The 24,374-nt window shown below is 75.0% G+C and carries 18 protein-coding genes; 12 read left to right on the top strand and 6 right to left on the bottom strand.

Features of this window, described 5'->3' with window-relative positions; all coding sequences use genetic code 11:
• Window positions 1–535 precede the first annotated feature (535 nt).
• Together A2CP1_RS15795 and A2CP1_RS15790 are read left to right on the top strand one after the other, a co-directional pair.
• Window positions 536–2,032 (top strand): DUF7125 family protein, encoded by a 1,497-nt coding sequence (locus A2CP1_RS15795; RefSeq protein ID WP_012634192.1) that lies wholly within the window; start codon window positions 536–538, stop codon window positions 2,030–2,032.
• Complete coding sequence (locus A2CP1_RS15790) at window positions 2,029–3,567, top strand: hybrid sensor histidine kinase/response regulator (RefSeq protein ID WP_012634191.1); 1,539 nt, start codon at window positions 2,029–2,031, stop codon at window positions 3,565–3,567. The genes A2CP1_RS15795 and A2CP1_RS15790 overlap by 4 nt, the downstream gene beginning before the upstream one ends.
• An 18-nt stretch (window positions 3,568–3,585) precedes the next feature.
• Here A2CP1_RS15790 and A2CP1_RS15785 read toward each other — a convergent pair whose 3' ends face one another.
• From A2CP1_RS15785 to A2CP1_RS15775, 3 genes are all read right to left on the bottom strand, one after another.
• Window positions 3,586–5,694 (bottom strand): ATP-binding protein, encoded by a 2,109-nt coding sequence (locus A2CP1_RS15785; protein WP_012634190.1) that lies wholly within the window; start codon window positions 5,692–5,694, stop codon window positions 3,586–3,588.
• The gene (locus A2CP1_RS15780) at window positions 5,687–6,547 is read right to left on the bottom strand and encodes a CheR family methyltransferase (RefSeq protein WP_012634189.1); all 861 of its coding nucleotides are present in this window, start codon (window positions 6,545–6,547) and stop codon (window positions 5,687–5,689) included. Before A2CP1_RS15780 ends, A2CP1_RS15785 begins: the two co-directional genes overlap by 8 nt.
• Before the next feature lie 308 nt (window positions 6,548–6,855).
• Window positions 6,856–7,890, bottom strand: coding sequence for an alpha/beta fold hydrolase (locus A2CP1_RS15775; RefSeq protein WP_012634188.1), 1,035 nt, complete (start codon window positions 7,888–7,890; stop codon window positions 6,856–6,858).
• A 185-nt stretch (window positions 7,891–8,075) separates the two neighbouring features.
• Here A2CP1_RS15775 and A2CP1_RS15770 point away from each other — a divergent pair, with 185 nt between their 5' ends.
• Both A2CP1_RS15770 and A2CP1_RS15765 read left to right on the top strand, forming a co-directional pair.
• Complete coding sequence (locus tag A2CP1_RS15770; protein WP_012634187.1) at window positions 8,076–8,759, top strand: peptidase associated/transthyretin-like domain-containing protein; 684 nt, start codon at window positions 8,076–8,078, stop codon at window positions 8,757–8,759.
• A gap of 270 nt (window positions 8,760–9,029) precedes the next feature.
• Window positions 9,030–11,156: a M36 family metallopeptidase gene (locus tag A2CP1_RS15765; protein ID WP_245529802.1), complete on the top strand. Its 2,127-nt coding sequence runs from the start codon at window positions 9,030–9,032 to the stop codon at window positions 11,154–11,156.
• A gap of 64 nt (window positions 11,157–11,220) precedes the next feature.
• Here A2CP1_RS15765 and A2CP1_RS15760 read toward each other — a convergent pair whose 3' ends face one another.
• Window positions 11,221–11,532, bottom strand: coding sequence for a TIGR04563 family protein (locus A2CP1_RS15760; protein ID WP_012634185.1), 312 nt, complete (start codon window positions 11,530–11,532; stop codon window positions 11,221–11,223).
• 246 nt (window positions 11,533–11,778) lie between these two features.
• On the opposite strand from A2CP1_RS15760, the gene A2CP1_RS15755 reads away from it, so the two are divergent.
• The 8 genes from A2CP1_RS15755 (at window position 11,779) to A2CP1_RS15720 (ending at window position 20,772) form a co-directional block, all read left to right on the top strand.
• On the top strand, window positions 11,779–13,620 hold the full coding sequence (locus A2CP1_RS15755; protein ID WP_012634184.1) for a S41 family peptidase: 1,842 nt from the start codon (window positions 11,779–11,781) through the stop codon (window positions 13,618–13,620).
• Window positions 13,621–13,834: 214 nt separating this feature from the next.
• Window positions 13,835–14,500 (top strand): succinate dehydrogenase cytochrome b subunit, encoded by a 666-nt coding sequence (locus A2CP1_RS15750; RefSeq protein WP_012527017.1) that lies wholly within the window; start codon window positions 13,835–13,837, stop codon window positions 14,498–14,500.
• Between the two features lie 10 nt (window positions 14,501–14,510).
• Complete coding sequence (locus tag A2CP1_RS15745; RefSeq protein ID WP_012527016.1) at window positions 14,511–16,427, top strand: fumarate reductase/succinate dehydrogenase flavoprotein subunit; 1,917 nt, start codon at window positions 14,511–14,513, stop codon at window positions 16,425–16,427.
• Complete coding sequence (locus tag A2CP1_RS15740) at window positions 16,427–17,236, top strand: succinate dehydrogenase/fumarate reductase iron-sulfur subunit (protein ID WP_012527015.1); 810 nt, start codon at window positions 16,427–16,429, stop codon at window positions 17,234–17,236. The genes A2CP1_RS15745 and A2CP1_RS15740 overlap by 1 nt, the downstream gene beginning before the upstream one ends.
• An 84-nt stretch (window positions 17,237–17,320) precedes the next feature.
• Complete coding sequence (locus tag A2CP1_RS15735; protein WP_012634183.1) at window positions 17,321–18,214, top strand: ATP-binding protein; 894 nt, start codon at window positions 17,321–17,323, stop codon at window positions 18,212–18,214.
• Window positions 18,215–18,339: 125 nt separating this feature from the next.
• The gene (locus A2CP1_RS15730; RefSeq protein WP_012634182.1) at window positions 18,340–18,720 is read left to right on the top strand and encodes a hypothetical protein; all 381 of its coding nucleotides are present in this window, start codon (window positions 18,340–18,342) and stop codon (window positions 18,718–18,720) included.
• Between the two features lie 34 nt (window positions 18,721–18,754).
• Window positions 18,755–18,943, top strand: a complete 189-nt coding sequence (locus tag A2CP1_RS15725) for a hypothetical protein (RefSeq protein WP_012634181.1) — start codon at window positions 18,755–18,757, stop codon at window positions 18,941–18,943.
• 23 nt (window positions 18,944–18,966) lie between these two features.
• Window positions 18,967–20,772, top strand: coding sequence for a ThiF family adenylyltransferase (locus A2CP1_RS15720; RefSeq protein WP_245529800.1), 1,806 nt, complete (start codon window positions 18,967–18,969; stop codon window positions 20,770–20,772).
• Window positions 20,773–20,788: 16 nt separating this feature from the next.
• Here the strand turns inward: A2CP1_RS15720 and A2CP1_RS15715 are convergent, their stop codons facing one another.
• Together A2CP1_RS15715 and A2CP1_RS15710 are read right to left on the bottom strand one after the other, a co-directional pair.
• Window positions 20,789–22,132, bottom strand: coding sequence for a M48 family metalloprotease (locus tag A2CP1_RS15715; protein WP_012634179.1), 1,344 nt, complete (start codon window positions 22,130–22,132; stop codon window positions 20,789–20,791).
• Window positions 22,133–22,299: 167 nt separating this feature from the next.
• Window positions 22,300–24,237 (bottom strand): carboxypeptidase-like regulatory domain-containing protein, encoded by a 1,938-nt coding sequence (locus tag A2CP1_RS15710; protein ID WP_012634178.1) that lies wholly within the window; start codon window positions 24,235–24,237, stop codon window positions 22,300–22,302.
• Window positions 24,238–24,374 lie beyond the last annotated feature (137 nt).

Genomic DNA, 24,374 nt, shown 5'->3' with positions numbered 1-24,374 from the left:
CGGGCATCCGGCCGCGCCGCTCCGGCCCGGCGCGGGCGCGGCACGGGAAAGCCTCCACCGTCGCCCCGAACTTCGCGCGGGTGGCGCGCCGGCGAACCCTCGCCGCGCGACCTCGCCGAGGACCGGAACGAGCCGGGCAGCAGCGCCAGCGTGACGGTGCGTACAAGGACCGGTACTTCATCCGCATCACGAGCTGCGCCGGGCTCGAGCACCGGTCGCTGGAGGACGAGGGGGGGCGGGCCGATCACCATCACCGACGGCAACCTCCAGATCCACGTGAGCAGCTGCACGCAGTGATCGTCACGTCGGGCGGCGCCGCCCACCTGACGCTGCGCCCGGGCGCGCTCGCGCCGGTGCTCGCGGGGTGTCCCGCGCTCGGTTCGCGTGGCCAGGCGCCACACGACCCTATTGGGACGGACGAATGGACGCCGCGGCGGGGGCGGGCGGGCCCTCGCTGCCCGATCGGGCATCGTGCGTCGGGTAGACTCCGGGACCAGCGTACCGCACGCGAGAGGCCCACCCACCAGGAGGACGCATGTCGACGGCCAACGGACCCCTCACCCCGCGTGCCGCGACCGGCATCCCCGGCCTGGACGACGTGCTGGGCGGCGGCTTCCCGCGGCGCCGCATCCACCTGCTCCAGGGATCACCGGGCGCCGGCAAGACCACGCTCTCGCTCCAGTTCCTGATGGAGGGCGTGCGCCAGGGCGAGTCCTGCCTCTACATCGCCATGTCCGAGTCGCGCGAGGAGGTCGCGAGCGTCGCGGCCTCGCACGGCTGGGACCTCGGCGGCGTCGCGGTGTTCGACGCGTCGGAGCTGGACGGCAGCGAGGAGGAGAACACCATCCTCGAGCCCGCCGAGGTGGAGCTCGGGGAGCGGATGCGGGCGATCCTCACCGAGGTGGAGCGCGTGCAGCCGAACCGGGTGGTGCTCGACTCCTGCACCGAGCTGCGCCTGCTGGCCCAGACGCCCATCCGCTACCGCCGCCAGCTGCTCGCGCTGAAGCGCCAGCTCGTGGAGAAGGACCGGACGGTGCTCCTGCTCGACAACCCGTCCCCCGAGTCGCCGGACGTCCTGGTGCAGAGCCTGGCGCACGGCGTGGTGGTGCTCGAGCAGCTGAACCCGGAGTACGGCGCCGAGCGGCGGCGCCTGCGCGTGCTGAAGATGCGCGCCGCCTCCTACCGCGGGGGATACCACGACTTCGCGATCCGCACCGGCGGACTGCGGGTGTTCCCGCGGCTGGTCGCTGCCGAGCACCGCGCCGGTGCCACCCAGCCCGAGCGCTGCCTGACCGGCCTCGAGCCGCTCGATCGCATGCTGGGCGGCGGCCTCGACCGCGGGACGAGCACCCTGGTCGTCGGCCCGGCCGGCGCGGGGAAGTCCACCCTCGCTACCCAGATCGTCGAGGCGGCCGCGCGCCGGGGCGAAACCGTCGCGGTGTTCGCGTTCGACGAGCCGCGCGCCACGCTCCTGGCGCGGGCGCGCGCGACCGGCCTGGACCTCGCCCCCTACGAGGAGGCCGGGACGGTGCAGGTCACGCAGGTCGATCCGGCCGAGATCTCCGCCGGCGAGCTGATCCACCAGGTCCGCACGGCGGTCGAGCGCGGCGCGCGGATGGTGCTGATCGACAGCTTGAACGGCCTGCTCCAGGCGATGCCGAGCGAGGGCTCGCTGGTGCTGCAGGTGCACGAGATGCTGAGCTTCCTCGCCGAGAAGCACGTGGTCACCCTGCTCACGATGGCGCAGCACGGGATCATCGGCGAGATGCTCGCCCCCGCCGACGTGACCTACCTCGCGGACACGGTCGTGCTCCTGCGCTACTTCGAGGCCGGCGGCGGCGTTCGGAAGGCGATCTCGGTGGTGAAGAAGCGCCTGGGGGCACACGAGTCCACCATCCGCGAGTACCTGCCCACGGCGACCGGGCTGCGGCTCGGTGCCCCGCTGACGGCGTTCCGGGGCGTGCTCACCGGCGTGCCCGAGTTCGAGCCCGGCGCCGCCGGCGCGCAGCTCCTGCCCGTCCAGTCTCCATGAGCGATCTGCACCGGTCCGAGCGCGTCCTGGTCCTCGCGCCCACCGGGCGCGACGCGGAGGTCGCGTCGAACGTGCTGCGGACCGCGGGGCTGTCGGTCATGGTGTGCCGCGACGTCCCGGGGGCGCTCGAGGGCCTGCGCGAGGGCGCGGCGGTCCTGCTGATCGCGCAGGAGGCGCTCGGCGACGGCGCGCGCGACGGGCTCGGGGAGTGGATCGCGCACCAGCCGCCCTGGTCCGACATGCCGGTGTTCGTCGTCACCGGCGCCGCCCCCCGGCTGGACCACGCGCACGCGCTGCGCCGCCTCTCGTGGCTCGGGAACGTGCTGCTGCTGGACCGGCCGCTGCGCCGCGCCACGCTGGTCAGCGTGGTGCGCTCCGCCATCCGCGCGCGGCAGCGCCAGTACGCGGCCAGGGAGGTGCTCGCCGCGCGGGAGCGGGAGGTGGCGGCCCGCGACCAGTTCCTGGCCATGCTCGGCCACGAGCTCCGCAACCCGCTCGGCGCCATCGTCCTCGCGCTGGACGTGATCGACCGGCGCGGCGCGGCCGAGCCGCGCCAGCTCGACGTGGTGCGCCGGCAGTCTCGGCAGCTCTCGCGCCTCGTGGACGACCTGCTCGACGTGTCGCGCGTCACCTCGGGGAAGATCGCGCTCCACAACCGCCCGGTGGACCTGGCCGGCCTGGTGATCCGCGCGGTCGAGGCCATGCAGCCTTCCGCCGCGGCCGCGGGCGTCTCGCTGCGCGCGGAGGTCGCGCCGGGCGAGGTGCCGCTGGTGGGCGATCCGGTCCGGCTGGAGCAGGTGGTCGCGAACCTGGTCGGGAACGCGCTCAAGTACAACCGGCCGGGCGGCCACGTGGTGGTCGCGCTGGAGGCGTCGGGCGACGAGGCGGTGCTGCGCGTGCGCGACGACGGGATCGGCCTCGCCGAGCACGACCTGGAGCGCGTGTTCGACACGTTCGTGCAGGTGGACACCGGGCTCGACCGTGCCCGCGGCGGGCTGGGGCTCGGGCTCACGCTGGTGAAGACGCTGGTGGCCATGCACGGCGGCCAGGTGCGCGCGGACAGCGCGGGCCCGGGCAAGGGCAGCACGTTCACCATCCGGCTGCCGCTGGCGGCGTCGGCCGAGCGGGCCGCCGGCGCGGACCGCGACGGCGCGGGGTCCGGGGCCCGGTCGCGGCGCGTGCTGGTCATCGACGACAGCCCCGACAACCGCGAGGTGGCCCAGTCCGCGCTCGAGATGCTCGGGCACGTGGTGAGCGTCGCGGGCGACGGGCCGAGCGGGATCGAGCAGGCGATCCGCGGCGATCCCGAGGTGGTGGTGATCGACATCGGCCTGCCGGGGCTGGACGGCTACGAGGTGGCGCGCCGGCTGCGGGCCGCGCGCGGCCGGGGCATGACGCTCATCGCGCTGACGGGCTACGGCCAGCCGGACGATCGCCAGCGCGCGCTGGAGGCCGGGTTCGACGTGCACCTGACGAAGCCGGTCGAGATCGAGGCGCTCCGCCGTGCCGTCGAGCGGCCGCCGCCGGACGCGTGAGCGGCCCTGCGGCCCCGCTCAGCCGCGCTGCCGGTGCGCCCCCGCCAGCAGCGCCTCGATGGCCTCGAAGCGCGCCGGCTTGGCGAGGTGCGCGTCGAAGCCGGCCTGCGCCGAGCGGGCCAGGTCGTCGGGCAGGGCGTAGCCGGAGAGGGCGACGAGCAGCACGGACGACAGCTCCGGGTCGGCGCGCAGCGTGCGCGCCAGCTCGTAGCCGTCCATGTCGGGCAGCCCCAGGTCGCACACGATCGCGTCCGGGCGCGCCGTGCGGCAGCGCTCCAGCGCCTGCCGTCCGTCGAGCGCGATGTCGGCGTGGTGGCCGGCCAGCTCGAGCAGGTCGCGCAGCGTCTCGGCGGAGTCCGGGTTGTCCTCGACCACGAGCACCCGGCGCGGCGCGGCCGGGCGTGGCGCTGCGGCGTCGGCGGCGCGGACCGGCACGCCGTCGAGCGGCAGCTCCACCGTGAACGTCGCCCCGCGCCCAGCCCCGGCGCTCGCGGCGCCGACCGTGCCGCCGTGCAGCTCGACCAGCCCCTTCACCAGCGCGAGCCCCAGCCCCAGGCCGCCGCGGGTCCGCGCCAGCGTCCCCTCGGCCTGCACGAACGGCTGGAACAGCCGCTCCAGCACCTCCGGTGGCATCCCGATGCCGTCGTCGCGCACCCGGATCCGGGCTCGCCCGTCCGGCGTGGCGTCCACGGCGACCGTCACGGTCCCGCCGCCGTCGGTGAACTTGGCCGCGTTCTGCACCAGGTTGCCCACGACCTGCGCGATGCGCGCCGCGTCGGCGTGGACCCACAGCTCGCGCTCGGGCACGTCGAGCGCCAGCCGGAGGCCGCGCGCCTCGAGCAGCGAGCCCAGGTCCTCGGCGGCCTGCCGCACCGCCGTCCCCAGCTCCAGGTGCGTCCGGCGGAGCTGGATCTTCCCCTGCGTGATGCGGGCGACGTCGAGCAGGTCGTCCACCAGCCGGGCCAGGTGCGCCACCTGGCGCGCGATGACCTGGCGCGCGTGCCGGCCCTGCTCGCCCGAGGGGTCGCCGCGATCGAGGACGGTGAGCGCGTTCAGCACCGGCGCCAGCGGGTTGCGCAGCTCGTGCGACAGCACCGCCAGGAACTCGTTCTTGCGGCGGTCCGCCTGCGACAGCGCCTCCACGAGCTGCGTGAGGCGCGCGTCGCTGGCCCGGAGCGCCTCGCCCTGCGACTGGAGCTCCTCGTTCTGGGCCTGCAGCTCCTCCTGCTGGACCTGGAGCTCCTCGTTCTGGCCGTGGAGCTCCTCCTCCTTCGACTGGAGCTCCTCGTTCTGGGCCTGGAGCTCCTCGTTCTGCGCGGCGAGCCGCTCCTCGCGATCGCGCAGCTCCGCCGCCATCGCCGCGAACGCCCGCGCCAGCTCGGCCAGCTCGCTGCGCGGCCCCCTGGCCGCGGTCCGTGCCTCCAGGCCCGCCACGGCCGAGTAGTCGCCCGCGGCGAGCCGCCGGGCCGCGTCCACCAGCCGCTTCGCCGGGCGGCGCACCTCCGTGACGACCACCCAGGCGGTCACCGCCAGGAGCAGGGCCACGGCGGCGAAGGCGAGCACCAGGGTGCGGACGGTGTCGCGCTGGTACGCGAGGATGGTGTGGCTCGCGCCCGCGTCGTGCCGCTGCTGGATCGCGGAGAAGCCCCGGAGCAGCTCCAGCAGCTCCTCGCGCATCGGCGGCAGGGTCGCCTCGCGCGCGCGGATCGCGGCGTCGTCGCCGCCGGTCGCCACGACCGTGCCGAGGGCGACCGCCGCCTTCTCGAACGGCGGGACCGCCGCCAGGATCCGGTCCGCCAGGGCCGTCCCCTCGCCCTGCTTCGGCACCGCCGCGAAGCGCGCCGCCGCCCCCTCCAGCCGGCGCAGCGCCGCCTGCAGCGCGTCCATCCGCGCGGGCTCGGGCGCGAGCGCGTACGCGCGCGCGGTCAGGCTGAGGTGCAGCACCGCGCTCTCGAGCGACGCCGCCGCGGCCGCGCGCGGGCCGATGACCTCGAGCTGCGCGTCGGCGCTGGCCGCGATCCGCCCCTGGAGCGTGACCGCCAGCACCACGACGCCGGCCAGGAGCGCGCCGGCGATCGCGAACCCGAGCGACACCCAGGTCCCGATGGAGAGGTCCGGCCTACGCATCGGCGCTCCCTCCGATCGCGCGGAACAGGCGGGCGCGGCGGTCGAGGACCTCGAGCCTCCCGCCGCCCAGCCCCGCCGGCCACTCCGCCGGCCCCAGCCAGAGGAGCGCGCCCGGCGCGAGCGCGTCGAGCAGCAGCTCCAGCGCGCGCCGCTGCAGCGCCGGCTGGAAGTAGATGAGCGTGTTGCGGCACGCGACCAGGTCGAACCGGCGCGGATCGGGCGGAGCGCGCGCGGTGGAGAGATCGTGCCGGAGCGCCCGCACCCGCGCCCGGATGGACGGGTGGACGCGGAACCCGGCGCCGCCGCTCCCGAGCACCGGCGTCAGGTGGCGATCGCGGTACGCCCGGGGCAGCTCGATGAGCGCCGCGGCGGGGTAGGTCGCCACCTCCGCGGCGGCGAGCGCGTCCGGCGCCACGTCGGTCGCGACCACGTCCGGCCCTGCGGGCGCGCCCAGGTCGTCGAGGATCATCGCGAGCGTGTACGGCTCCTCGCCGCGGGCGCAGCCGGCGCTCCAGACGGCGAGCCTCCCCGGCGCCGCCGCCAGGCGCGCGGCCAGCGCCTCGCGCACGCGCTCCACGGCCGCCGCGTCCCGGTAGAAGCGGCTCACCTTCACCGTGAGGCGCGCGAGCAGATCCCCGGCCAGCCGCCGGTCCGCCCGGAGCCGGTCCAGGTACGCCGCGCTCGAGCTCGCGCCGGCGGCGATCATGGCGGTGCGCAAGCGCCGCTCGATGGTGCCGCGCCGGTAGCCGCTCAGGTCGAGCCCGTGGCGCGTGCGGACGAGGGAGAGGATCTCCGCCAGGTGAGCGTTCGGGAGCCGATCCGCCGGTGCGCTGGAGCGCGCGGGATTCGTCATGTCTCCTCGGGCAACCGCGGCGTGCCGCGGGAGCGCGGCGGCACGTGGCCGGGAGGGCGAGCATACCCGAGCCATCGGGCCGCGCGACCGCCCGGCTCGTTCCCTCGTCGGGGCCGTCCGCCGGGGCTGCGGCACGCCCCGTCGCGATCGCGGCCGCACGTACCGCGAGGGCCTGCCGCCCACCCGGCCGCCGGGCGGGGTCGGAGCACGCGCAGGACCGACGTCCTTCGCGCGCAGCGCTTCCGGCGCCGGCCCCGGCGGTGTGCCCGGTGGACGGCGCGGCGCCCGGGGATCGGCCCGGCTCGGTCTCAGCGGAGGAAGTCGAGCAGCGCCTTCTCGAAGGCCGGGAAGGCCTCGACCTGGGGCACGTGGCCGATGCCGGGGAGCTCCACCAGGTCGGCGCCGGGGATCCGCCGCTGCGCCGCCTTCCCGAGGCGCGTGTAGTCCCCCATCGACTCGCGCACGCCGGCGGGCGCGAGCGGCCGGCCGATGGCGGTGCGGTCGCGAAGGCCGATCACGAGGCGCGTGGGCACCGCCAGGCGCTCCAGCTCGTGCACCACCGGCTGCGTGACGATCATGTCGTAGGTGAGCGCGCTGTCCCACGCGATCCGCGGCCAGCCCGGGTGCAGCGTCCACCCCGCGAGCAGCCGCGTGTGGGCCTCGTACTCCGGCCTCCAGGCGCCGTCGTAGTACGCCTTCCGCTGGTACTCCCGGACCGAGTCCGGCGTCTGCTTCAGCTCCTGCGCGTACCACTGGTCCACCGTGCGCGGCGGCAGGAACGCGGCGTAGTCCTCGAGGCCGATCGGGTTCACGAGCAGGAGGCGCTCGGTGGCGTCCGGGTACTCGAGCGCGTAGCGCACCGCGAGCATCCCTCCCATCGAGTGCCCGACCACGGCGGTGCGCGCGATGCCGAGGGAGGCGAGCAGCGCCCGGGTGTTGGCGGCGAGCTGCACGAACGAGAACTGGTAGCGCTCCGGCTTGCTGGACTTGCCGAAGCCGATCTGGTCGGGCGCGATCACGCGGAACCCGGCCCGGTTCAGCGCGGCGATGGTGTCGGCCCAGGTGCCGGCGTGGAAGTTCTTGCCGTGGAGGAGCAGCACCGTCCGGCCGTTCGGCGCGGCGGCGGGCGCGTCGACGTACGCCATGCGCAGCGGCTGGCGCTGGCTGTCGAGCTCGAAGTACGAGACCGGGAGCGGGTACTCGAACCCGGTCGCCTCCGGGTCGATGGCGCCGGGCGGGACCTGCGCGGCGGGCGCGCGGGCCGGCGCCCCGGCGCAGGCGAGGGCGAGCGCGGCGAGCGGCGCCAGGAGGCAGCGGAGGGTCTTGCGGCGTGGCGAGGGCATGGGTGCGGGCTCCGGGGTGGGGCGCCGCGGCCCGCGGCGCGGGCAGGGGTGTAAGGGCGCTGCCGCGGTCGCGCACGGTGGACCGCCCGCGGACGCGGGACTTGCCCTCGCCGCGCGGCCGGGCACAATCACCCACCGTGAGTGCACGCCGCGCGATCCGCCGGCGCTCCCCGGAGACCGACGCCATGACCACGCCACCCCGCCGCACGCTCCGCCTCGCAGCCCTGCTCGCGCTCGCGCCGCTGCTGCTGCTGGGCGGCTGCGCCACCCTCTTCACCGGCACGCACGACACGCTCACCTTCGACGCGAACGCGCCCGGCGTGCGCCTCACCATCGACGGCCAGTACCGCGGCGAGCTGCCGCTCACGATCGACATGTCGCGCAACTTCATGGGCGGCCGCCAGTTCGTGGCCCGGTTCGAGGCCCCCGGCTACGCGACCCAGGAGTTCGCGCTGGAGCGCGCGTTCAACCCGGTCGCGATCCTGGACGTGAGCAGCACCCTCGTGTCGGGCGGCGTGGACGTGCTGACCGGGTCGCTCATGAAGTTCTCGCCGCGCGAGTACCACGTGCAGATGGTCCCGGAGGGCCAGGCGGCCGGCGCGCCCGCGGCGCGGCGCAGCGCCGAGCTGCACCGGTTCGCGCTGAACGGGTTCCGGGACCTGCAGAAGGACCTCGCGCGCGGGGGCGGCGAGTCGCTCTCCACGTTCGCGGCCATGGTCGGCGGCGACGACGCGACCGCCCGGCGCGTGGTGGACGTCTCGGTGCGCGGCGCCCCCGGGCTCCTGACCGCGCCCACCGCGCCCGTGTTCGTGCGCCGCTTCGACGCGCTGCTGGCCGCGAGCCCGGAGCTCGCGGGCTGCCGCCTCTAGCGGCGCCGGCGTCGACGCGGCGCGCCAGCGGGGCATCCGGCAACGCCACACCCCACGCGGCGTCAGCGGCGCCACCTCTCCGGGCCCGGACCAGCCCGGGACCATTCCCCCGCCGCCCTCGCACGGCTATTGGCAGGGTTCCGGGTCGCGGCGCGCCCGCGGAGGACGCGGCCGCCCCGGGCTCGATCCAGCGGGGGTTTTGCCATGCGTGATGCAGTCGGTCCAGGTCGTCGGGTCCGCGCCGCCGTCGGTTGCGCGCTGCTCCTCCTCGTGGCCGCGCCGGTCGGCGCCGCCGCCGCGCCCGGCGCGCGCGTGTACCGCGGCGGGCCCGGCGGGGCGCTCACCCCGCCCTCGCGGGCGCCGGCGACGGACGTCGTGGCGGGGTTCCTGCGGTCCCACGGGGCGACCCGCGCCGCGGTGGACGGCCTCGCCGTGTCGGCGGAGTCGCGGGGCCGGGGCGGGATCACCCACCTCCGGCTCGAGCAGCGCGCCGGCGGGCTGCGGGTGGCGGGCGCCTACGCGCGCGCCGCGGTGGACGCCTCCGGGCGGCTGATCCACCTCGTGGACGGCCTCGCGCCCGTGGCCGGGGGCGGCGTCGCGCCGGCGCGCGTCACGGCGGCGCAGGCGCTCGAGGCCGCGCTGCGGCGGCTGGGGTACCTGCCCGCCACCGCGCCCGCGGCGACCGGGCGCGACGGCGAGCTCACGGTCTTCGCGCGCGACCCGGCGCGGTTCCACGCCGCGCCCACGGTGGAGCGCGTGGCGATCTCCGAGGCGGGCGGCGCGCTGCGCGCCGGCTTCCTGGTCGAGACCTGGAGCGAGCGGGGCAACCTCCTGCACCACACGCTCGTCGCGGGCGACGGGGCGATCCGCTCGGTCGAGCTGCGCACCGCGAACGACAGCTACGCCGTGTTCGTGGAGGATCCCTCCAAGACGCCGCAGGCGGTCGTCTCCGGGCCGGCGGCCGGCAGCGCGGAGTCGCCCGTCGGGTGGCTCTACCCCGGCACCCAGTCCACCATCGACATCGCCGGCAACAACGTGAACGCCTACCTCGACGCGGACGCGAACAACCGGCCCGACCGCGGCGGCACGGCGGTCACCGACGGGAACTTCCTCACCGCGGCCGACCTGACCGCGCAGCCCTCCACGTCGGGGAACCGCGCGGTGGCGGTCCAGAACCTGTTCTACCTGAACAACGTGATCCACGACGTCCTGTACGTCCACGGCTTCGACGAGGCGGCCGGGAACTTCCAGGACTCCAACTTCGGGCGCGGCGGGAAGGAGCGGGACTCGGTGAACGCCGAGGCGCAGGACGGCGGCGGCACCGACAACGCGAACTTCGCGACGCCCACCGACGGGCGCTCCCCGCGCATGCAGATGTACCTGTGGAACGGCCCGGTCCCGCCGCTCGAGGTGGTGGTGAACGCGCCCGCCGGGATCGCGGGGAGCTACGACGCGGCCGGCGCCGAGTTCGGCCCGTCGCTCACCACCGCCGGCGTCACCGGGGACGTGCTGCTGGTGGACGACGGCACCGGCACGGCCACCGACGCCTGCGAGGCCGTCCAGAACGCGGTCTCCGGGCGCATCGCGCTGGTGGATCGCGGCGGCTGCAACTTCACCGTGAAGGTGCTGAACGCGCAGGCGGCGGGCGCGGTGGCGGTGATCGTGGCCAACAACCAGGGCGGCGACGCGATCTTCACCATGGGCGGGACCGAGCGGAAGATCCGGATCCCGGCGGTGATGATCTCGCAGAACGACGGCGCGACGCTGAAGGGCGCGACCGGCGTGAACGCCACCGCGCGGCGGAAGGACCCGGCGCCGCTGATGGTGGACGGCGATCTCGACTCCGACGTCGTCTTCCACGAGTACGGGCACGGCCTCACCTGGCGCATGATCGGCGGCATGAGCGGCCCGCTGGCCGGCGCGATCGGCGAGGGCATGAGCGACGTGCTCGCGGTGGTGATGAACGAGGACGACCGGGTCGGCGAGTACGCCGCGAGCAACCCGCTCGGCATCCGGACCGCGCCGTACACCGGGTACCCGCGCACCTACGGCGACGTGGCCGGCACCGAGGTCCACCTCGACGGCGAGGTGTACGGGGCCATCGGCTGGCGCCTGTTCCAGTCCTTCCAGACCGCCGGGCTCGGCAAGTCGCTGCTGCTCGACTACCTGGTGGACGGGATGAACTACACGCCGTCCACGCCCGCGTTCGAGGACATGCGCGACGGCATCCTCCAGGCCGTGTCCGCGGCGGCGAGCCCGGACGCGGCGGCGCACGCGTGCCTGGTGTGGGACGCCTTCGCCGCGTATGGGGTCGGCGTCGGCGCGCTCGGCACCGTGGACGCCTCGGGGGCGGTGACCGTGACGGAGTCGTTCGCGAAGCCGGCCGGGTGCCCGTAGCCGGTTCGTGCGGGGCGGGGGCCGCGCGCGAACCGCGCGCGCCCGCCCCGCGCATCGCGCACGTTCAGCCCGCGAGCTCGCGGTCGAACTTGCCCTTCAGGAACTCCCGCACCTGCTCGGAGGGCTCGCGCCGCTCCATCGTCGCCGGGAGCGGTGCGCTGCGCTCGCGAGGGGCGTGCGCCGGGGCCGGGCCGCGCGCGATCTCACCGCACGCGTTCACCGACGGGAAGCGCTTCAGCTCGTTCCGGGCGAGGCGCCACGCCTGCTGCACCGTCCACGAGAGCGAACGATCGAGGCGCACCGCCTCGCTCATGATCTCGCGGAGCGTCTCCTCCGGGAAGTAGAGCGACTGCTTCTGCTTGTCCGTTGCGGCCATTCCTGCGTCCTCCCACAGTGGGCCCCATGGTACGCACGCCGGCTGTTTCCGCAAATTCGGCGCGACCTTGACATCCGCGAGCCCATCTGCCGGGGCGAGGGAGCGCGTGGAGGCGAGGTGCGGAGGACGCGCACATCGCGCGACACCGCGCGCGCTGGAGGTGCGTCCGGCGGAATGTCTCGCGCCTGGTGAGGCGTTCGAGGGGAGCGCGCGGGGCCCTCGCCCCGGCGCGCCCCTCCCGCACCGATGCGTCCCGTCCTGCTCCTCCCGCTCGCCGCGCTCCTCGCGCTGGCCTCCCCGCTGCCCGCGGCGAACGCCTCGGCCGCGGCGCCCGCGCCCGGATCGGCCGCCTGCGACGCCGCGCCGGAGCCCGCGCCCGCGGCCTGCGACGGGGAGGGGCCGCTCTGCCCCGCGGCCGAGCGCGCCCGGATCGCCTGCGAGCTCCGGCAGGCCATCGAGGCGCGATACGTGTTCCTCACCACCAAGCCGTTCACGCTCGCCGCCGCCGGCCGCCCGGCGTTCGAGCCGCGCGCCCACCTCGAGGCGTGCGTCGAGGGCGAGCGCGCCGTCGCGGTCGAGCGCGATCCGCTCCGGTTCTACGACCGGATGCGCCGCTGCGTGGCCGGGTTCGAGGACGGGCACCTGCTGCTGCGGGTGCCCTCCGGCGCGCCCCAGGTCGCGCTCGGCGTCGGCCTGCGCCTCGCCTCCGACGGCCGGGTCTACGTGGCGAGCCGCTCGCCGGCGCTGCGCCAGGCGCTGGCGAGCGCCGGATTCGACGACCCGGGTGCGCTGCTCGCGCCCGGCACCCGCGTCGTCGCGATCGACGGCCGCCCGGTGCGCGAGGCGATGGACGTGCTCGCCGCGCACCTGCCGGGCAGCTCGGCCGCGGCCCGCGACGAGCGCGCCGTGGACGCGCTCACCCGCCGCGACTTCCTGCACCCCGACCGCGCCACCGCCGCCCTGACCGTGATCGCCCGCGGCGCCCGCCGGACGGTGCGCCTGCCGTGGTGGGCCTCGCCGGGCGCGGAGCGCGGCGCGCTGGGCCGTGCGCTCCTGGCCCGCACCGGGATCCGGACGGCCGGCCTGGGCGAGGCTGCGGCCGCGCTGGTGGACGGCGGCGACCCGGCCGGCGGGGTGCGCCGGACCGACTCGATCTTCGCGCCGGACGAGGCGGCCGCGCTCCGGACGTACACCGGCGACGGCGGCGGGCCGGCGGTGCGCCTCGGCGAGGTGCCGGGGCCGGCGGGCCAGCCGGTGTGCTACGCGCAGCTCCTCTCGCTCCACACCGAGGCGCTCTCCGCGGACGGCGAGCGCCGCCCGTTCACCGAGGTGCTGGGCGAGTTCCTGCGCGCCTGCGACGCCCGGGGCGCCGACCTGGTGCTCGACCTGCGCCAGAACGGCGGCGGGTACCTCTCGCACTCGACCGCGCTGGCGCGGATGCTCCTGCCCGCCGGCGCGTCGTCGCCGGGCGGCGCGCTGGTGCTGCGCGCCACCGAGTTCAACGAGGGCGTGTACCGCGAGCGCGCGCCGATGCTGGGCGGCGCGCCCGCGGTGGGCGTCCGGTCGCGCTCCGAGCCGGAGCGGGTGCTCGAGTCGATCCGCGGCGCGCGCAAGGCGGGCGACGACTTCACCCCGGCGCTGCTGGAGCCGCCGCTCCGGCCGGACCCGGCCGAGGGCGGGTTCCGCGGCCGCGTGGTGGCGCTCACCTCGCCCTCGTGCATGAGCGCGTGCGAGCGGCTCGCCGGGCTGCTCCGCGGCGGCGGGCGGGCGGTGCTGGTGGGCGGCCCGACCGAGGGCGCCGGCGGGAGCCAGCAGGAGGCGAAGGGGCTCGCCGCGCGCTGGACCGACTCGCGCGGGCGACTCTCGGTGTCGATCCCGAACGCCGCCATGGGCGTCCAGCCGCCCGGCGGCGCCGGCGAGCAGGCCTCCGCCGACGACTTCTTCGCGGCGCTGGCGCTGGAGAACCGCCCGGTGGCGCCGGACCGCCGGTACGCGACCACGCGCGCCGATCTGGTGGAGCACGGCCGCGGGTGGCGCGAGCAGGCCTGGGCGGCGCTGGAGCACGAACGTCCGCTGGGGCGCCCCTGACGGGCGCCTGCTCGATCCGATCGCTGGCGCTGTAGCACCCTGCCGGGATCGCAGGTGGGGGATCGCCCAACCTTGCGACAAAACCGACTTCTCCCGTCCTTGACGTGCCCCAAGGGGTCGCAGCTATGGTGCCATTCCGCGCACTCCTGTTCAGGGCGCGAGGCGACACCGTCTCGGCGGCGGAAGCTCATCCACGAAGAAGGGATACGGCTCAATGCGACTGTTCTCGGACTCGATTGGCAGGAAGATCGTGATGGCCGTGACCGGCCTCATCATGGTCCTGTTCGTCGTCGGTCACCTGCTCGGAAACCTCTCGATCTTCAACGGGCCGGACGGCATCAACGCCTACGCGGAGAAGCTCCACCAGCTGGCGCCGCTGGTGTGGGGCACCCGGGTCGTCGTGGGGCTCTCGGTGGTGCTGCACGCGGTCCTCGCGGTGCAGATCACCCTGGAGAACAGCGCCGCCAACCCGACGCGCTACGCGGTCCAGCGCAGCCTGAAGGCCACGTTCTCGGGCAAGACGATGATCTGGACGGGCCTCATCCTCGGCGCGTTCATCGTCTACCACCTGCTCCAGTTCACGCTGCGCGTGACCCCCGGCCTCGTGCTCGGCCAGGACGGGCTCGGCCGCTTCGACGTGTTCGGCATGGTGGTCCAGCAGTTCCGGCTCGTGCCCATCGCCGCGATCTACGTGGTCGGGATGATCGCGCTGTTCCTCCACCTGAAGCACGGCATCCAGAGCACCTTCCAGACCCTCGGCCTGAGCAACAACACGTTGCTGCCGCGGTGGGGCGTGCTCGGCAAGACGCTGGCCGGGATCCTGCTGGTCGGCTTCGGCGCCATTCCGCTGCTCATCCTCGCCGGCATCGCCGGGAACTAAGGGAGACACCGTGATCCTCGACGGAAAGGCACCTACCGGCCGCATCGAAGAGTCGTGGGACAAGTACCGCTTCGACCTGAAGCTGGTGAACCCCGCGAACAAGCGGAAGTTCAAGATCCTGGTGGTCGGCACCGGCCTCGCCGGCGCCTCGGCGGCCGCCACGCTCGGTGAGCTCGGCTACAACGTGGAGACGTTCTGCTACCAGGACTCTCCGCGGCGCGCGCACTCCATCGCGGCGCAGGGCGGCATCAACGCCGCGAAGAACTACCCGAACGACGGCGACAGCATCTACCGGCTGTTCTACGACACCATCAAGGGCGGCGACTTCCGCGCCCGCGAGGCCGACGTGTGGCGCCTCGCGCAGGTCAGCAACAACATCATCGACCAGTGCGTCGCGCAGGGCGTGCCGTTCGCGCGCGACTACGCCGGCTACCTGGACAACCGCTCCTTCGGCGGCGCGCAGGTGTCCCGCACCTTCTACGCGCGCGGTCAGACCGGGCAGCAGCTCCTGCTCGGCGCGTACTCGGCGCTGTCCCGGCAGATCAAGGCCGGCACGGTGAAGCTGTTCCCCCGCACCGAGATGCTGGACCTGGTGGTGGTGGACGGCGAGGCGAAGGGCATCACGGTCCGCGACCTGGTCACCGGGGAGATCCGCACGCACGTCGGCGACGCGGTGGTGCTCGCCACCGGCGGCTACGTGAACGTGTTCTACCTGTCCACGAACGCGATGGGCTGCAGCGTCACCGCGATCTGGAAGGCGCACAAGAAGGGGGCGTACCTCGCGAACCCCTGCTTCACGCAGATCCACCCGACGTGCATCCCGCAGGCGGGTGACTACCAGTCGAAGCTGACGCTCATGTCCGAGTCGCTCCGCAACGACGGCCGGATCTGGGTGCCGAAGAAGAAGGAGGACTGCAACAAGCCGCCGAACGAGATCCCCGAGGAGGATCGCGACTACTACCTCGAGCGGAAGTACCCGACGTTCGGCAACCTCGCCCCGCGCGACATCGCGTCCCGCGCCGCCAAGGAGCAGTGCGACGAGGGCCGCGGCGTCGGCCCCGGCGGCCGCGGCGTCTACCTCGACTTCGCCGCCTCCATCAAGCGGCTGGGCGAGAACGTGGTCCGCGAGCGCTACGGCAACCTGTTCGAGATGTACGAGCGGATCACCGACGAGAACGCGTACAAGCAGCCGATGCGCATCTACCCGGCCCCGCACTACTCGATGGGCGGCCTCTGGGTGGACTACAACCTGATGAGCAACGTCCCCGGCCTGTTCGTGCTCGGCGAGGCGAACTTCTCGGTCCACGGCGCGAATCGCCTGGGCGCGAGCGCGCTGATGCAGGGCCTGGCGGACGGCTACTTCGTCATCCCGAACACCATCGCCGGCTACCTCGCGACGACCAAGCCCGGGAAGGTGAAGGCCGACCACCCCGAGTTCAAGAAGTCGGTGGAGGAGGTGCAGGGCGCCTCCAAGAAGCTGCTCGGCATCAACGGCAAGAAGACCGTCACCGAGTTCATCCGAGAGCTCGGCACGACGATGTGGGAGGACGTCGGCATGGCCCGGAGCAAGGAGTCGCTCACCAAGGCGCTCCAGAAGATCCCGGCCATCCGCAAGGAGTTCTGGGAGAACGTGAAGGTCTCGGGCAAGGGTGAGGAGCTCAACCAGCAGCTCGAGAACGCCGGCCGCACCGCCGACTTCCTCGAGTTCGCCGAGCTGCTCGCGCGCGACGCCCTGAACCGCGAGGAGTCCTGCGGCGGTCACTTCCGCGTCGAGCACCAGTACCCGGACGGCGAGGCGAAGCGCGACGACGCGAACTTCTGCTACACGGCCGCCTGGGAGTTCAAGGGAATCGGCAAGGAGCCGGAGCTCCACAAGGAGCCGCTCAAGTTCGAGAACGTCCACCTCGCGGTGAGGAGCTACAAGTAATGAGCGCGCACGCTTCCGAGCACGGGACGATGAACCTGAAGCTCATCGTCTGGCGGCAGGCCGGTCCCAACGAGCCTGGACGCTTCGAGACCTACGACGCGAAGGGCATCACGCCGCATCACTCCTTCCTGGAGATGCTGGACGTGGTGAACGAGGACCTGATCAAGCAGGGCAAGGACCCGATCGTCTTCGACCACGACTGCCGCGAGGGCATCTGCGGCGCCTGCTCGGCCGTGGTCAACGGCGTCCCGCACGGCGGCTACAAGCGCACCACGCTCTGCCAGCTGCACATGCGGAAGTTCAAGGACGGCGACGCGATCTACCTCGAGCCGTGGCGCGCCCGCGCGTTCCCCATCATCAAGGACCTGATGGTGGACCGCGGCGCCCTCGACCGCCTCATCCAGGCGGCCGGCTGGACGTCGGCCCACACCGGCGGCGTCCCCGACGGCAACTCGACGCCCATCCCGAAGCGCGCCGCCGACTACGCCATGGACGCGGCCGAGTGCATCGGCTGCGGCGCCTGCGTGGCGGCCTGCCCGAACGGCGCGGCGATGCTGTTCGCCGGCGCCAAGGTGTCCCAGCTCGCCGAGCTGCCGCAGGGCCAGGTGGAGGCGCCGGAGCGCGTCGCCGCCATGATCCAGGCGATGGCCGACAACGGGTTCGGCAACTGCTCGAACCACTACGAGTGCGAGGCCGCCTGCCCGAAGGGCATCGACGTGAAGTTCATCGCCCGCCTGAACCGCGAGTTCCGCAAGGCGCTGGTGATGGACAAGGTCGGCGCGCTGAAGAAGTCCGAGAAGGCGGAGTAGCCGACGCGGACCGCATGACGGCATGAGGCGGGGCAGGGGCGCGCGCGTCCCTGCCCCGCTGCGTTTCTGGCGCACGGAGGGCGAATGAGCCTCGACCCCGAGCTGATCGAGCGGCTGAAGCGGGTGCTGGCGGCGGTGGAGCCGCTGCTCCCCCGGCCCGCGGTGCCCGTCGACTGGGCCGCCTGCCACGCCGCCAACTGGCACCGCAGCACCTTCGCCGGGACCCTGGAGCCGGTCCCCAGCATCGAGGGCATCCGCCTCGAGGACCTGCTCGGCATCGAGCCGCAGAAGAAGGCGCTGGAGGACAACACCCGCCAGTTCCTGGCCGGCCTGCCGGCCAACAACGCCCTGCTCTGGGGCGTGCGCGGCACCGGCAAGTCGTCGCTGGTGCGGGCGCTCCTGCACGCCTACGCGGACCGCGGCCTGCGCATCATCCAGGTGGACAAGGACGACCTGGTGAGCCTGCCCGCCATCGTGGACGCGGTGAAGGGCCAGCCGTACCGGTTCGTGCTGTTCTCCGACGACCTGTCCTTCGGGCCCGGCGACGCGAGCTACAAGGTGCTGAAGAGCGCGCTCGACGGCTCGGTGTACGCGCTGCCCGAAAACGTCCTCATCTACGTCACCTCGAACCGCCGGCACCTCGTGCCGGAGTACGAGAGCGACAACCGCGGCGCCATGATGGTCGAGGGCGAGATCCACCACGGCGAGGCGGTGGAGGAGAAGATCTCGCTGTCCGGGCGCTTCGGCCTGTGGGTCGGGTTCCACACCTTCAGCCAGGACCTCTACGTCGACGTGGCGCGGCGCTGGGCGGGGAAGCTGTGCGAGCGCACCGGCGTGAACGTGCCCTGGACGCGCGAGGCGGAGACCGCGGCGGTGCTCTGGTCGCAGCGCAAGGGCGACCGCAGCGGCCGCATCGCCTACCAGTTCGCCTGCGACTGGGTGGGCCGCAGCGTCATGGAGCAGCAGCGGGGATCCTGAGGCCGGCGCGCTCGCGCCACCTCCCGCGCCAGGCGAGGCGCGCGCGCCCCGCGCCGCCCGCCCGCAGGGCCGCCTCTCCCCCCGGGGCGGTGCCCGCCGGGCCCGGCGAGGCGAACTCTTGGACGATGGGCCTCGCCTGCTTCGTCGACGGCTTCGGCCGGGTGCTCCGCGATCGGGCGCGGGCGGAGGGGAGCCTCCCGTCGAGCACCCGCTACCTCGCGGTGGAGGGGGTGAGCGGCTGGCTGTTCCCGATCGTCAGCGAGCTGGGCGATCCGTACCAGCTGTTCCTCTGGTTCGACGGGGCCGGCTACCAGGTGAAGCTGGTCGAGCCGCAGGTCCTGGGGCGCTTCGATCCGCACGCCTGCCACGTCTTCCCCGACGGGCGGCTGTGCCTCTCGAGCGACGCCGGGGGCGGGATGGAGTCGCTGGAGGACGCGTACGCGCGCAGCGTCCTGTGGTGCAACGGCTTCAGCGTGTTCGCGCGCGAGGGGCGGTTCCCGTTCTAGCCCCCGCGCATGCGGGGCTCCGGAGGAGGCAGGCATGTCGCAGACGGTTCTCGAACGACTTCGCGAGGCGATGCGGGACGAGCGGCGCGACCCGGGCCCCCGGGCGCCGGAGGCGCGCGGCCGGGTGTGGGTGACGCCGGACGGCCGGGTGGTGATCGGCGTGGAGCAGGGCGACGCCGAGCAGCGCATGCTGTCGAGGGTGCACCCGGCGGTGTTCGCGTAACGGCAGGGCGGCGCGTGTGGTGCGTGGCCGACTGGGTCCTCCGCGCCCTCGACGCGGAGCTCGGCGGCCATCCGCCGGAGCGCGGCGGCGCGCTGCTCGGTCCGCCGGGGCGGCCGCTCGTCACCCGATTCGAGCCGGATCCGGGGGCGCACGCCAGCGCGAGCCGGTGGGCGCCGTCGGCCGGGCTGGGGGAGCGGGTCACCGCGCTCGAGCGCGGCGAGGGGCTGGAGCTGAAGGGGCTGGTGCACTCGCACCCCGGCGCCCTCGACCAGCCCTCGGCCCAGGACGCGCGCGAGCTCGCCGCCGGGCTCGCGCACAACCCGCACCTCGCCTGCTATCTGGGCCCGATCGTCTCGCTCGAGCCGCCCGCCGGCCTGGGCGCGCACGAGGTGGCGCTGGCGCGCGGGAAGCTCTCGCTGTTCGCCGCGCGCCGGAGCCGGGGCGGCGGCGCCGAGGTCGCCCCGGAGCCGCTCCGCGCCATCCCGCTGCTCCGCGACCTGGAGCGCGCCGCGCAGGCGCTCGGCGGCGGACGCGCCGAGCCGTTCGTCACCGACGCCGGCGAGGGGCCGCTGCTGGCCGGTCGCCTGCGCCTCGACGGCGGCGGCGAGCTGCTGGTGCTCGCCGGCGAGCACTACCCGGCGCTGCCGCCGGTGGCGCTCGCCGCCGGCGAGCGCGAGGCCAGCGGCCAGCTCGCGCTCTCGTGGCCGCTCGCGCTCGCCGAGGACGAGCGGCTCGCCGCCGCGCTCGCGGCGGTGCTGGAGGGGCGCGGCCCGCGCCGGCGCGCGTACGGGCCACCCGGCGGCCCGGCGCTGACGCGCGACCCGGGACGAGCACGGCTGGCGGGGTGGACCGCGCGGCTCGCGGACGGCGGCCCGGAGGCGCGCGAGGCGGCGCGGCGCGGCGGGCTGCGCGCGCGGAGCGCGGCGCGGCTGCCCGAGGCGCTGCGCGAGCGCGCCGTGCTGGTGGCCGGGTGCGGGTCGGTGGGCTCGTACCTGGCCGAGCTGCTGGCGCGGGCCGGCGTGGGGCGGCTCGCGCTCCTCGATCCGGAGGTGGTGGAGCCCGCGAACCTCTCGCGCACCGTGTTCGCCGCCGAGGACGTGGGCCGGTCGAAGCCGGAGGCGCTGGCCCGGCGGTTGCTCGCCGTGGAGCCGTCGATCGCGCTGGCGCTCGAGCCGCGCGCGGTGGACGGGCTCCCGCCGGCGGCGCTGGACGCGCGGGTGCGCGAGGCGGACCTCGTGCTCGCCGCCACCGACGATCCCGCGGCGCAGCGCGCCCTCGACCGCTTCGCGTACGCGCGCGGGCGCCCGGCGCTGTTCGTGGGCCTGTACGCGGGCGCGCAGGGCGGCGAGGTGATCCTCACGGTCCCGGGCCGGACCGCGTGCTACCTGTGCGCGACCCGGAGCCGCCACGGGCTGGAGCGCGCCGGCGGCCGGGTGGCGCGCGAGCTGGACTACGGCACCGGGCGGCTGCGGGGCGAGGTCGCGCTCGCCGCCGACGTGCAGCACGTGGCGAGCGCCGCGGCGAAGCTGGCGCTGGCGCTGCTGGCGCCGGAGGGCGACGCCGGGCCGGGGCCGTTCGCGGAGCAGGTGATCGCGTCCGGCGCCACCTACCTCACGCTCTCGACCGTGCCCGGCTACTGGTTCTACCCGCAGGTGTTCGGTGACACGCCGGGGCAGGGCGCGTACCAGTCGGTGTGGCTCACGCCGGCGCGCGCCCCGGACTGCCCGGTGTGCGGGCCGCCCGAGGCGCGCTGCGATCCGCTCGAGGTGCCGCGCCGGACGCCGGACGCCGCGGCCATCGCCCGCGCGCTGCGCGACGCCGGCGCCTGAGGCCCCGAGCCGCCGGCTAGAACACGTCCTCCGGCGACACGCGCACCGGGACGCCCGCCGCGTCACCCTCGCCGAAGACCGGCTGGCGCGCCAGCTTCGGCTGGAAGCGGCACGGCGAGCCGGGCGCGATGAGGTTGCCCTCGCCGTCCTCCAGCGGCTCCCACACCATCCAGGCGGCGTAGACCCCGTCGCCGTCGGCGTCGCTCTCCGCGCACGCCGCGAACGCCTGGCGGCCGTCCTGCGTCCGGCCCACGCCCACCGTGTACACGTGGTGCCCGCCCGCCGGGGGCTGCCACCCGAGCTCGCGCGCGGCGGCCAGCTCCGCGTCCGCGAACGCGGCCGGCGTGCGGGTGGCGGCCTCGCCGAGCTGCAGCTCGCGGAAGCTGCCGTCCTTCTCGTGCGCGGCCACCTCGGCGCGGTACAGGGCCTCGAGGGCGGCCTGCGCCCCGGCGTCCTTCGCCTTGAGCTGGTAGCGCACGAAGTTCGGGATGGCGATCGCGGCCAGCATGCCCACGATCGCCACCACCATCACCGGCGCCGCGCCCGCGCCGCCGCCGAGCGCGCCCAGCGCCGGCGCGAAGATCCAGCCCGCCACGCTGCGGCGCACCGGGCGCGCGGACCCGGGGGCGCTCAGCTCGTGGAGCGCGGCCACGCGCTTCGAGAGGAACGGGTGGTAGGACGTGAGCTCGAGCACGGTGGGCCAGAACGCGCCCGCCTCGTCGCGCTGCGAGGCGAACGCCGCCAGGTCCACCCGCGCCGCGATCCGTCCGCCGGCCGACAGCACCACCAGGCCGCGCATCGACTGCTCGAGGTCGCCCGCCGCGGCGAGGCCGCAGCGATCGCAGGTGTACTCGCGGGCCCGCGCGTAGGCGGCGCCCAGCCAGGGCACGAGCGCGTAGGGGAGCAGGAACGCGTTCCACTTCAGGTGCCCCGCCGCGAAGTGGCCGAGCTCGTGGCCCACCACGAAGTCCACCTGGCGCGGGTCCTCGCAGTGGTCCACCAGGTCCGAGAGCAGGATCACGTAGCGCCGCGAGAGCAGCTTGGTGGCGAACGCGTTGAGCAGGCCGCCGCCGTTCATCACGTAGACCGCCGGGACGTCCGCCAGGCCCAGGCGGGCCGCGGCGGCCTTCACGCGCGCGTGCAGGTCGGGGAGCTGCCGCTCGTCCACGCGCACGGCGTTGGTGCGCACGTGGGCGAGGAACAGCGCGTGCGCGCCGAGGACGAACAGGGCGCCGAGCAGCGCGTACAGGAGGCCGACGACGGAGACGACGGCGACCAGCCAGACGAGGCCGGAGAAGATCGCGCCGGCGACGAAGAGCGGCTTCTCCTTGGGGGAAACGAGACGCGGGTCGAGGGCCATGTGCACTCCAGGTGTTGGAGCGCGCACGATAGCAGACGGACGGTGAAGCGCGAGCGTCGCCGGTGTGCGGCGCGCGCGGCGGGTGGGCGCGGATGTGCGAGCGGGCGCGCCCCCGGCGCCGCAGGCAGCGGCGCCGGGGACGGCCGTCCTTCATGCCACCCGCGACGTCACGGACCGTTGTGGCAGTGGAAGCAGCCCACCGGCGTGCCGGCGGTCAGCGTCCGGCCCATCAGCGTGCGCGTCGCGAACATGCGCGAGAGCACGGTGCCGCGGTAGTCGGTCCCGTGGCACGCCTGGCACGCGGTCAGGTCGGCCTCCGCCACCGCGCCGTGGGCCCGCACCCAGGCGTCGCCCACCGGGTGCATGCCGTGTGGGCCGCCCAGGCCCATGGTCGGCGGCGACAGGTGGCAGGTGCTGCACTCGCCCACCGTGCCGGCGTGGCCCTGCAGCTGGGTGGCGGCCACGTCGTCGTTCGCGTTGCCGGACCAGATCGCGTGCGTGCTGCCGTGGCACGCCTCGCAGGCGAGCCCGCCGTGGCCCTTGCTGTGCCGGTACAGCTTGCCCGGCTCCTCGGCGAAGCGCCGGTTCGAGGCCAGGATGGGCGACGCGGAGGGATCGCCCGCGCGGAACCCCTCGTTGAAGCGCAGCCCGTCCGCCGCGAGCGGCGGCGCGCTCGCCAGCGTGGTCTTCGAGACCGCGTCGTTCGCGTGGCAGCTCTGGCACCTCGGCTCGTCCCTCCACGGGCGGCGGGAGGCGCCGTCGCCGGTCCCGTCGACGCTGCCGCCCGCGAGGAGCGGGATCGCGCCGCCCACGGCGGCCATGTCGCCGTGGCAGTTCTGGCAGGCGAGCTTCGAGCTCATGGCGCCGCGCAGGCACTGCGTCTGCGCGCCGGGGTGGCACTGGTAGCAGGCCTGCTGCGCCGCGGGCGGGATCGTGCCGCCCACCGGGACGGGCGCGTCCCACAGCCCGGCCACCTTGTCGGCGTGGAAGCCGTGCATCACGCTCGACATGGTCGGGTGCAGCGCCTGCTGCGGCGAGGGCCCCGTGCCGGCGAGGTCGAGCGCGGGCGAGTAGTGGCACGAGGCGCAGAGCACCGGCGCCTGCTGCCGGAGCGCGGTGCCGTGCTCCGCGTCGTGGAGCGCGAGCACGTTCTGGCGCGCCTGCGCCTCCAGGTCGGGGTCCGCGGACCAGGCGATCCCCGGCTCCGCCGCGGCCACCTTGCCGGTCGCGTGGCAGTTCTGGCAGGAGGTCTCGTCGGAGACCGGCAGCACCACGTCGGTGGCGGCGAGCGCGGTGCCGGCCTTGTCGTACGCGGAGAAGCGCAGGAGCGGGTAGGGGTTGGTCCGCCCGGCGTCGTCGATCGGCAGGATGGGGATGCCCGGCGCGTGGAACAGGCCCAGGCCGGCGTCCCAGGACAGCGTGGTGCCGCGCGCGTCCGGCGCGTCGGCCGGCATCCACAGGCCCATCAGGCCGGCGCCCTCCGGCAGGGCGGCGCCGTACAGCGTGGCCGCGTAGGTCCAGAAGTCGGTCTTGCCCTTGCTCGTGGAGTTGATGGAGCCGGTCGCGTCCGCGATCGCCGCGTAGCGCAGGTCCACCTGCGAGGCGTCGAGGAGCACCGGCTTGCCGCTCGCCTGGAGCGCGACCACCTGCGCGTTCACCACGTTGTACGGGGGCAGGATCGAGAACACCGCGAAGCTCCGGTCCACGCAGTGCATCCCGAGATCGTTGTTCGCGAACACGCGGACCGCGCCGCCCGACGGCGGCGGCGGCGCGGTGGGCGCGAGCGCCCAGTCCACCTGCACGGCGCCGCGCTTCGGAACGCCGACCGTCTGCGTCGCGCTGGCGTAGCCCGCCCTGGAGGCGGTCAGCGTGACGGTGCCCGCGCGCTCGGCGAGCGCGTAGGAGCCGTCGGATCCGCTCGTGGCGGAGCGCTGGCCGTCGCTCACCACGGCGCCAGCGATCGGCGCGCCGGCGGTGTCGCGGACCGTCCCGGTGACGCCGGTGGCCGCGCTCCTGGCTGCGTCGGCGGCGCTGCCCGCATCCGAGCCGGAGCCGCCGCCGCAGGCGGACGCGAGCGCGCCCGCCGCGACCGCGGCCAAGATCATGCCTCGTCTCATGGAACCTCGCCCTTCACCCCTCGCGTGGATGCCGGGCGCCCCGCCGGCAGAGGAGATGGAGCGCGGTCCCCGCGAACCGGTTCGTGCGTTCGTCGTATGTTCGCGGGACAAAGATGGGGCCGCGA

Source organism: Anaeromyxobacter dehalogenans 2CP-1, assembly GCF_000022145.1.
GTDB lineage: Bacteria > Myxococcota > Myxococcia > Myxococcales > Anaeromyxobacteraceae > Anaeromyxobacter > Anaeromyxobacter dehalogenans.
The sequence above is the reverse complement of the archived record's forward strand: the minus strand, read 5'-3'. Positions and strand labels throughout refer to the sequence as shown.

Coding starts and splice junctions, on each gene's coding strand:
- A2CP1_RS15795 (WP_012634192.1), top strand. CDS start 536: ATGTCGACGGCCAACGGACCCCTCACCCCGCGTGCCGCGACCGGCATC.
- A2CP1_RS15790 (WP_012634191.1), top strand. CDS start 2,029: ATGAGCGATCTGCACCGGTCCGAGCGCGTCCTGGTCCTCGCGCCCACC.
- A2CP1_RS15785 (WP_012634190.1), bottom strand. CDS start 5,694: ATGCGTAGGCCGGACCTCTCCATCGGGACCTGGGTGTCGCTCGGGTTC.
- A2CP1_RS15780 (WP_012634189.1), bottom strand. CDS start 6,547: ATGACGAATCCCGCGCGCTCCAGCGCACCGGCGGATCGGCTCCCGAAC.
- A2CP1_RS15775 (WP_012634188.1), bottom strand. CDS start 7,890: ATGCCCTCGCCACGCCGCAAGACCCTCCGCTGCCTCCTGGCGCCGCTC.
- A2CP1_RS15770 (WP_012634187.1), top strand. CDS start 8,076: ATGACCACGCCACCCCGCCGCACGCTCCGCCTCGCAGCCCTGCTCGCG.
- A2CP1_RS15760 (WP_012634185.1), bottom strand. CDS start 11,532: ATGGCCGCAACGGACAAGCAGAAGCAGTCGCTCTACTTCCCGGAGGAG.
- A2CP1_RS15755 (WP_012634184.1), top strand. CDS start 11,779: ATGCGTCCCGTCCTGCTCCTCCCGCTCGCCGCGCTCCTCGCGCTGGCC.
- A2CP1_RS15750 (WP_012527017.1), top strand. CDS start 13,835: ATGCGACTGTTCTCGGACTCGATTGGCAGGAAGATCGTGATGGCCGTG.
- A2CP1_RS15740 (WP_012527015.1), top strand. CDS start 16,427: ATGAGCGCGCACGCTTCCGAGCACGGGACGATGAACCTGAAGCTCATC.
- A2CP1_RS15735 (WP_012634183.1), top strand. CDS start 17,321: ATGAGCCTCGACCCCGAGCTGATCGAGCGGCTGAAGCGGGTGCTGGCG.
- A2CP1_RS15730 (WP_012634182.1), top strand. CDS start 18,340: ATGGGCCTCGCCTGCTTCGTCGACGGCTTCGGCCGGGTGCTCCGCGAT.
- A2CP1_RS15725 (WP_012634181.1), top strand. CDS start 18,755: ATGTCGCAGACGGTTCTCGAACGACTTCGCGAGGCGATGCGGGACGAG.
- A2CP1_RS15715 (WP_012634179.1), bottom strand. CDS start 22,132: ATGGCCCTCGACCCGCGTCTCGTTTCCCCCAAGGAGAAGCCGCTCTTC.
- A2CP1_RS15710 (WP_012634178.1), bottom strand. CDS start 24,237: ATGATCTTGGCCGCGGTCGCGGCGGGCGCGCTCGCGTCCGCCTGCGGC.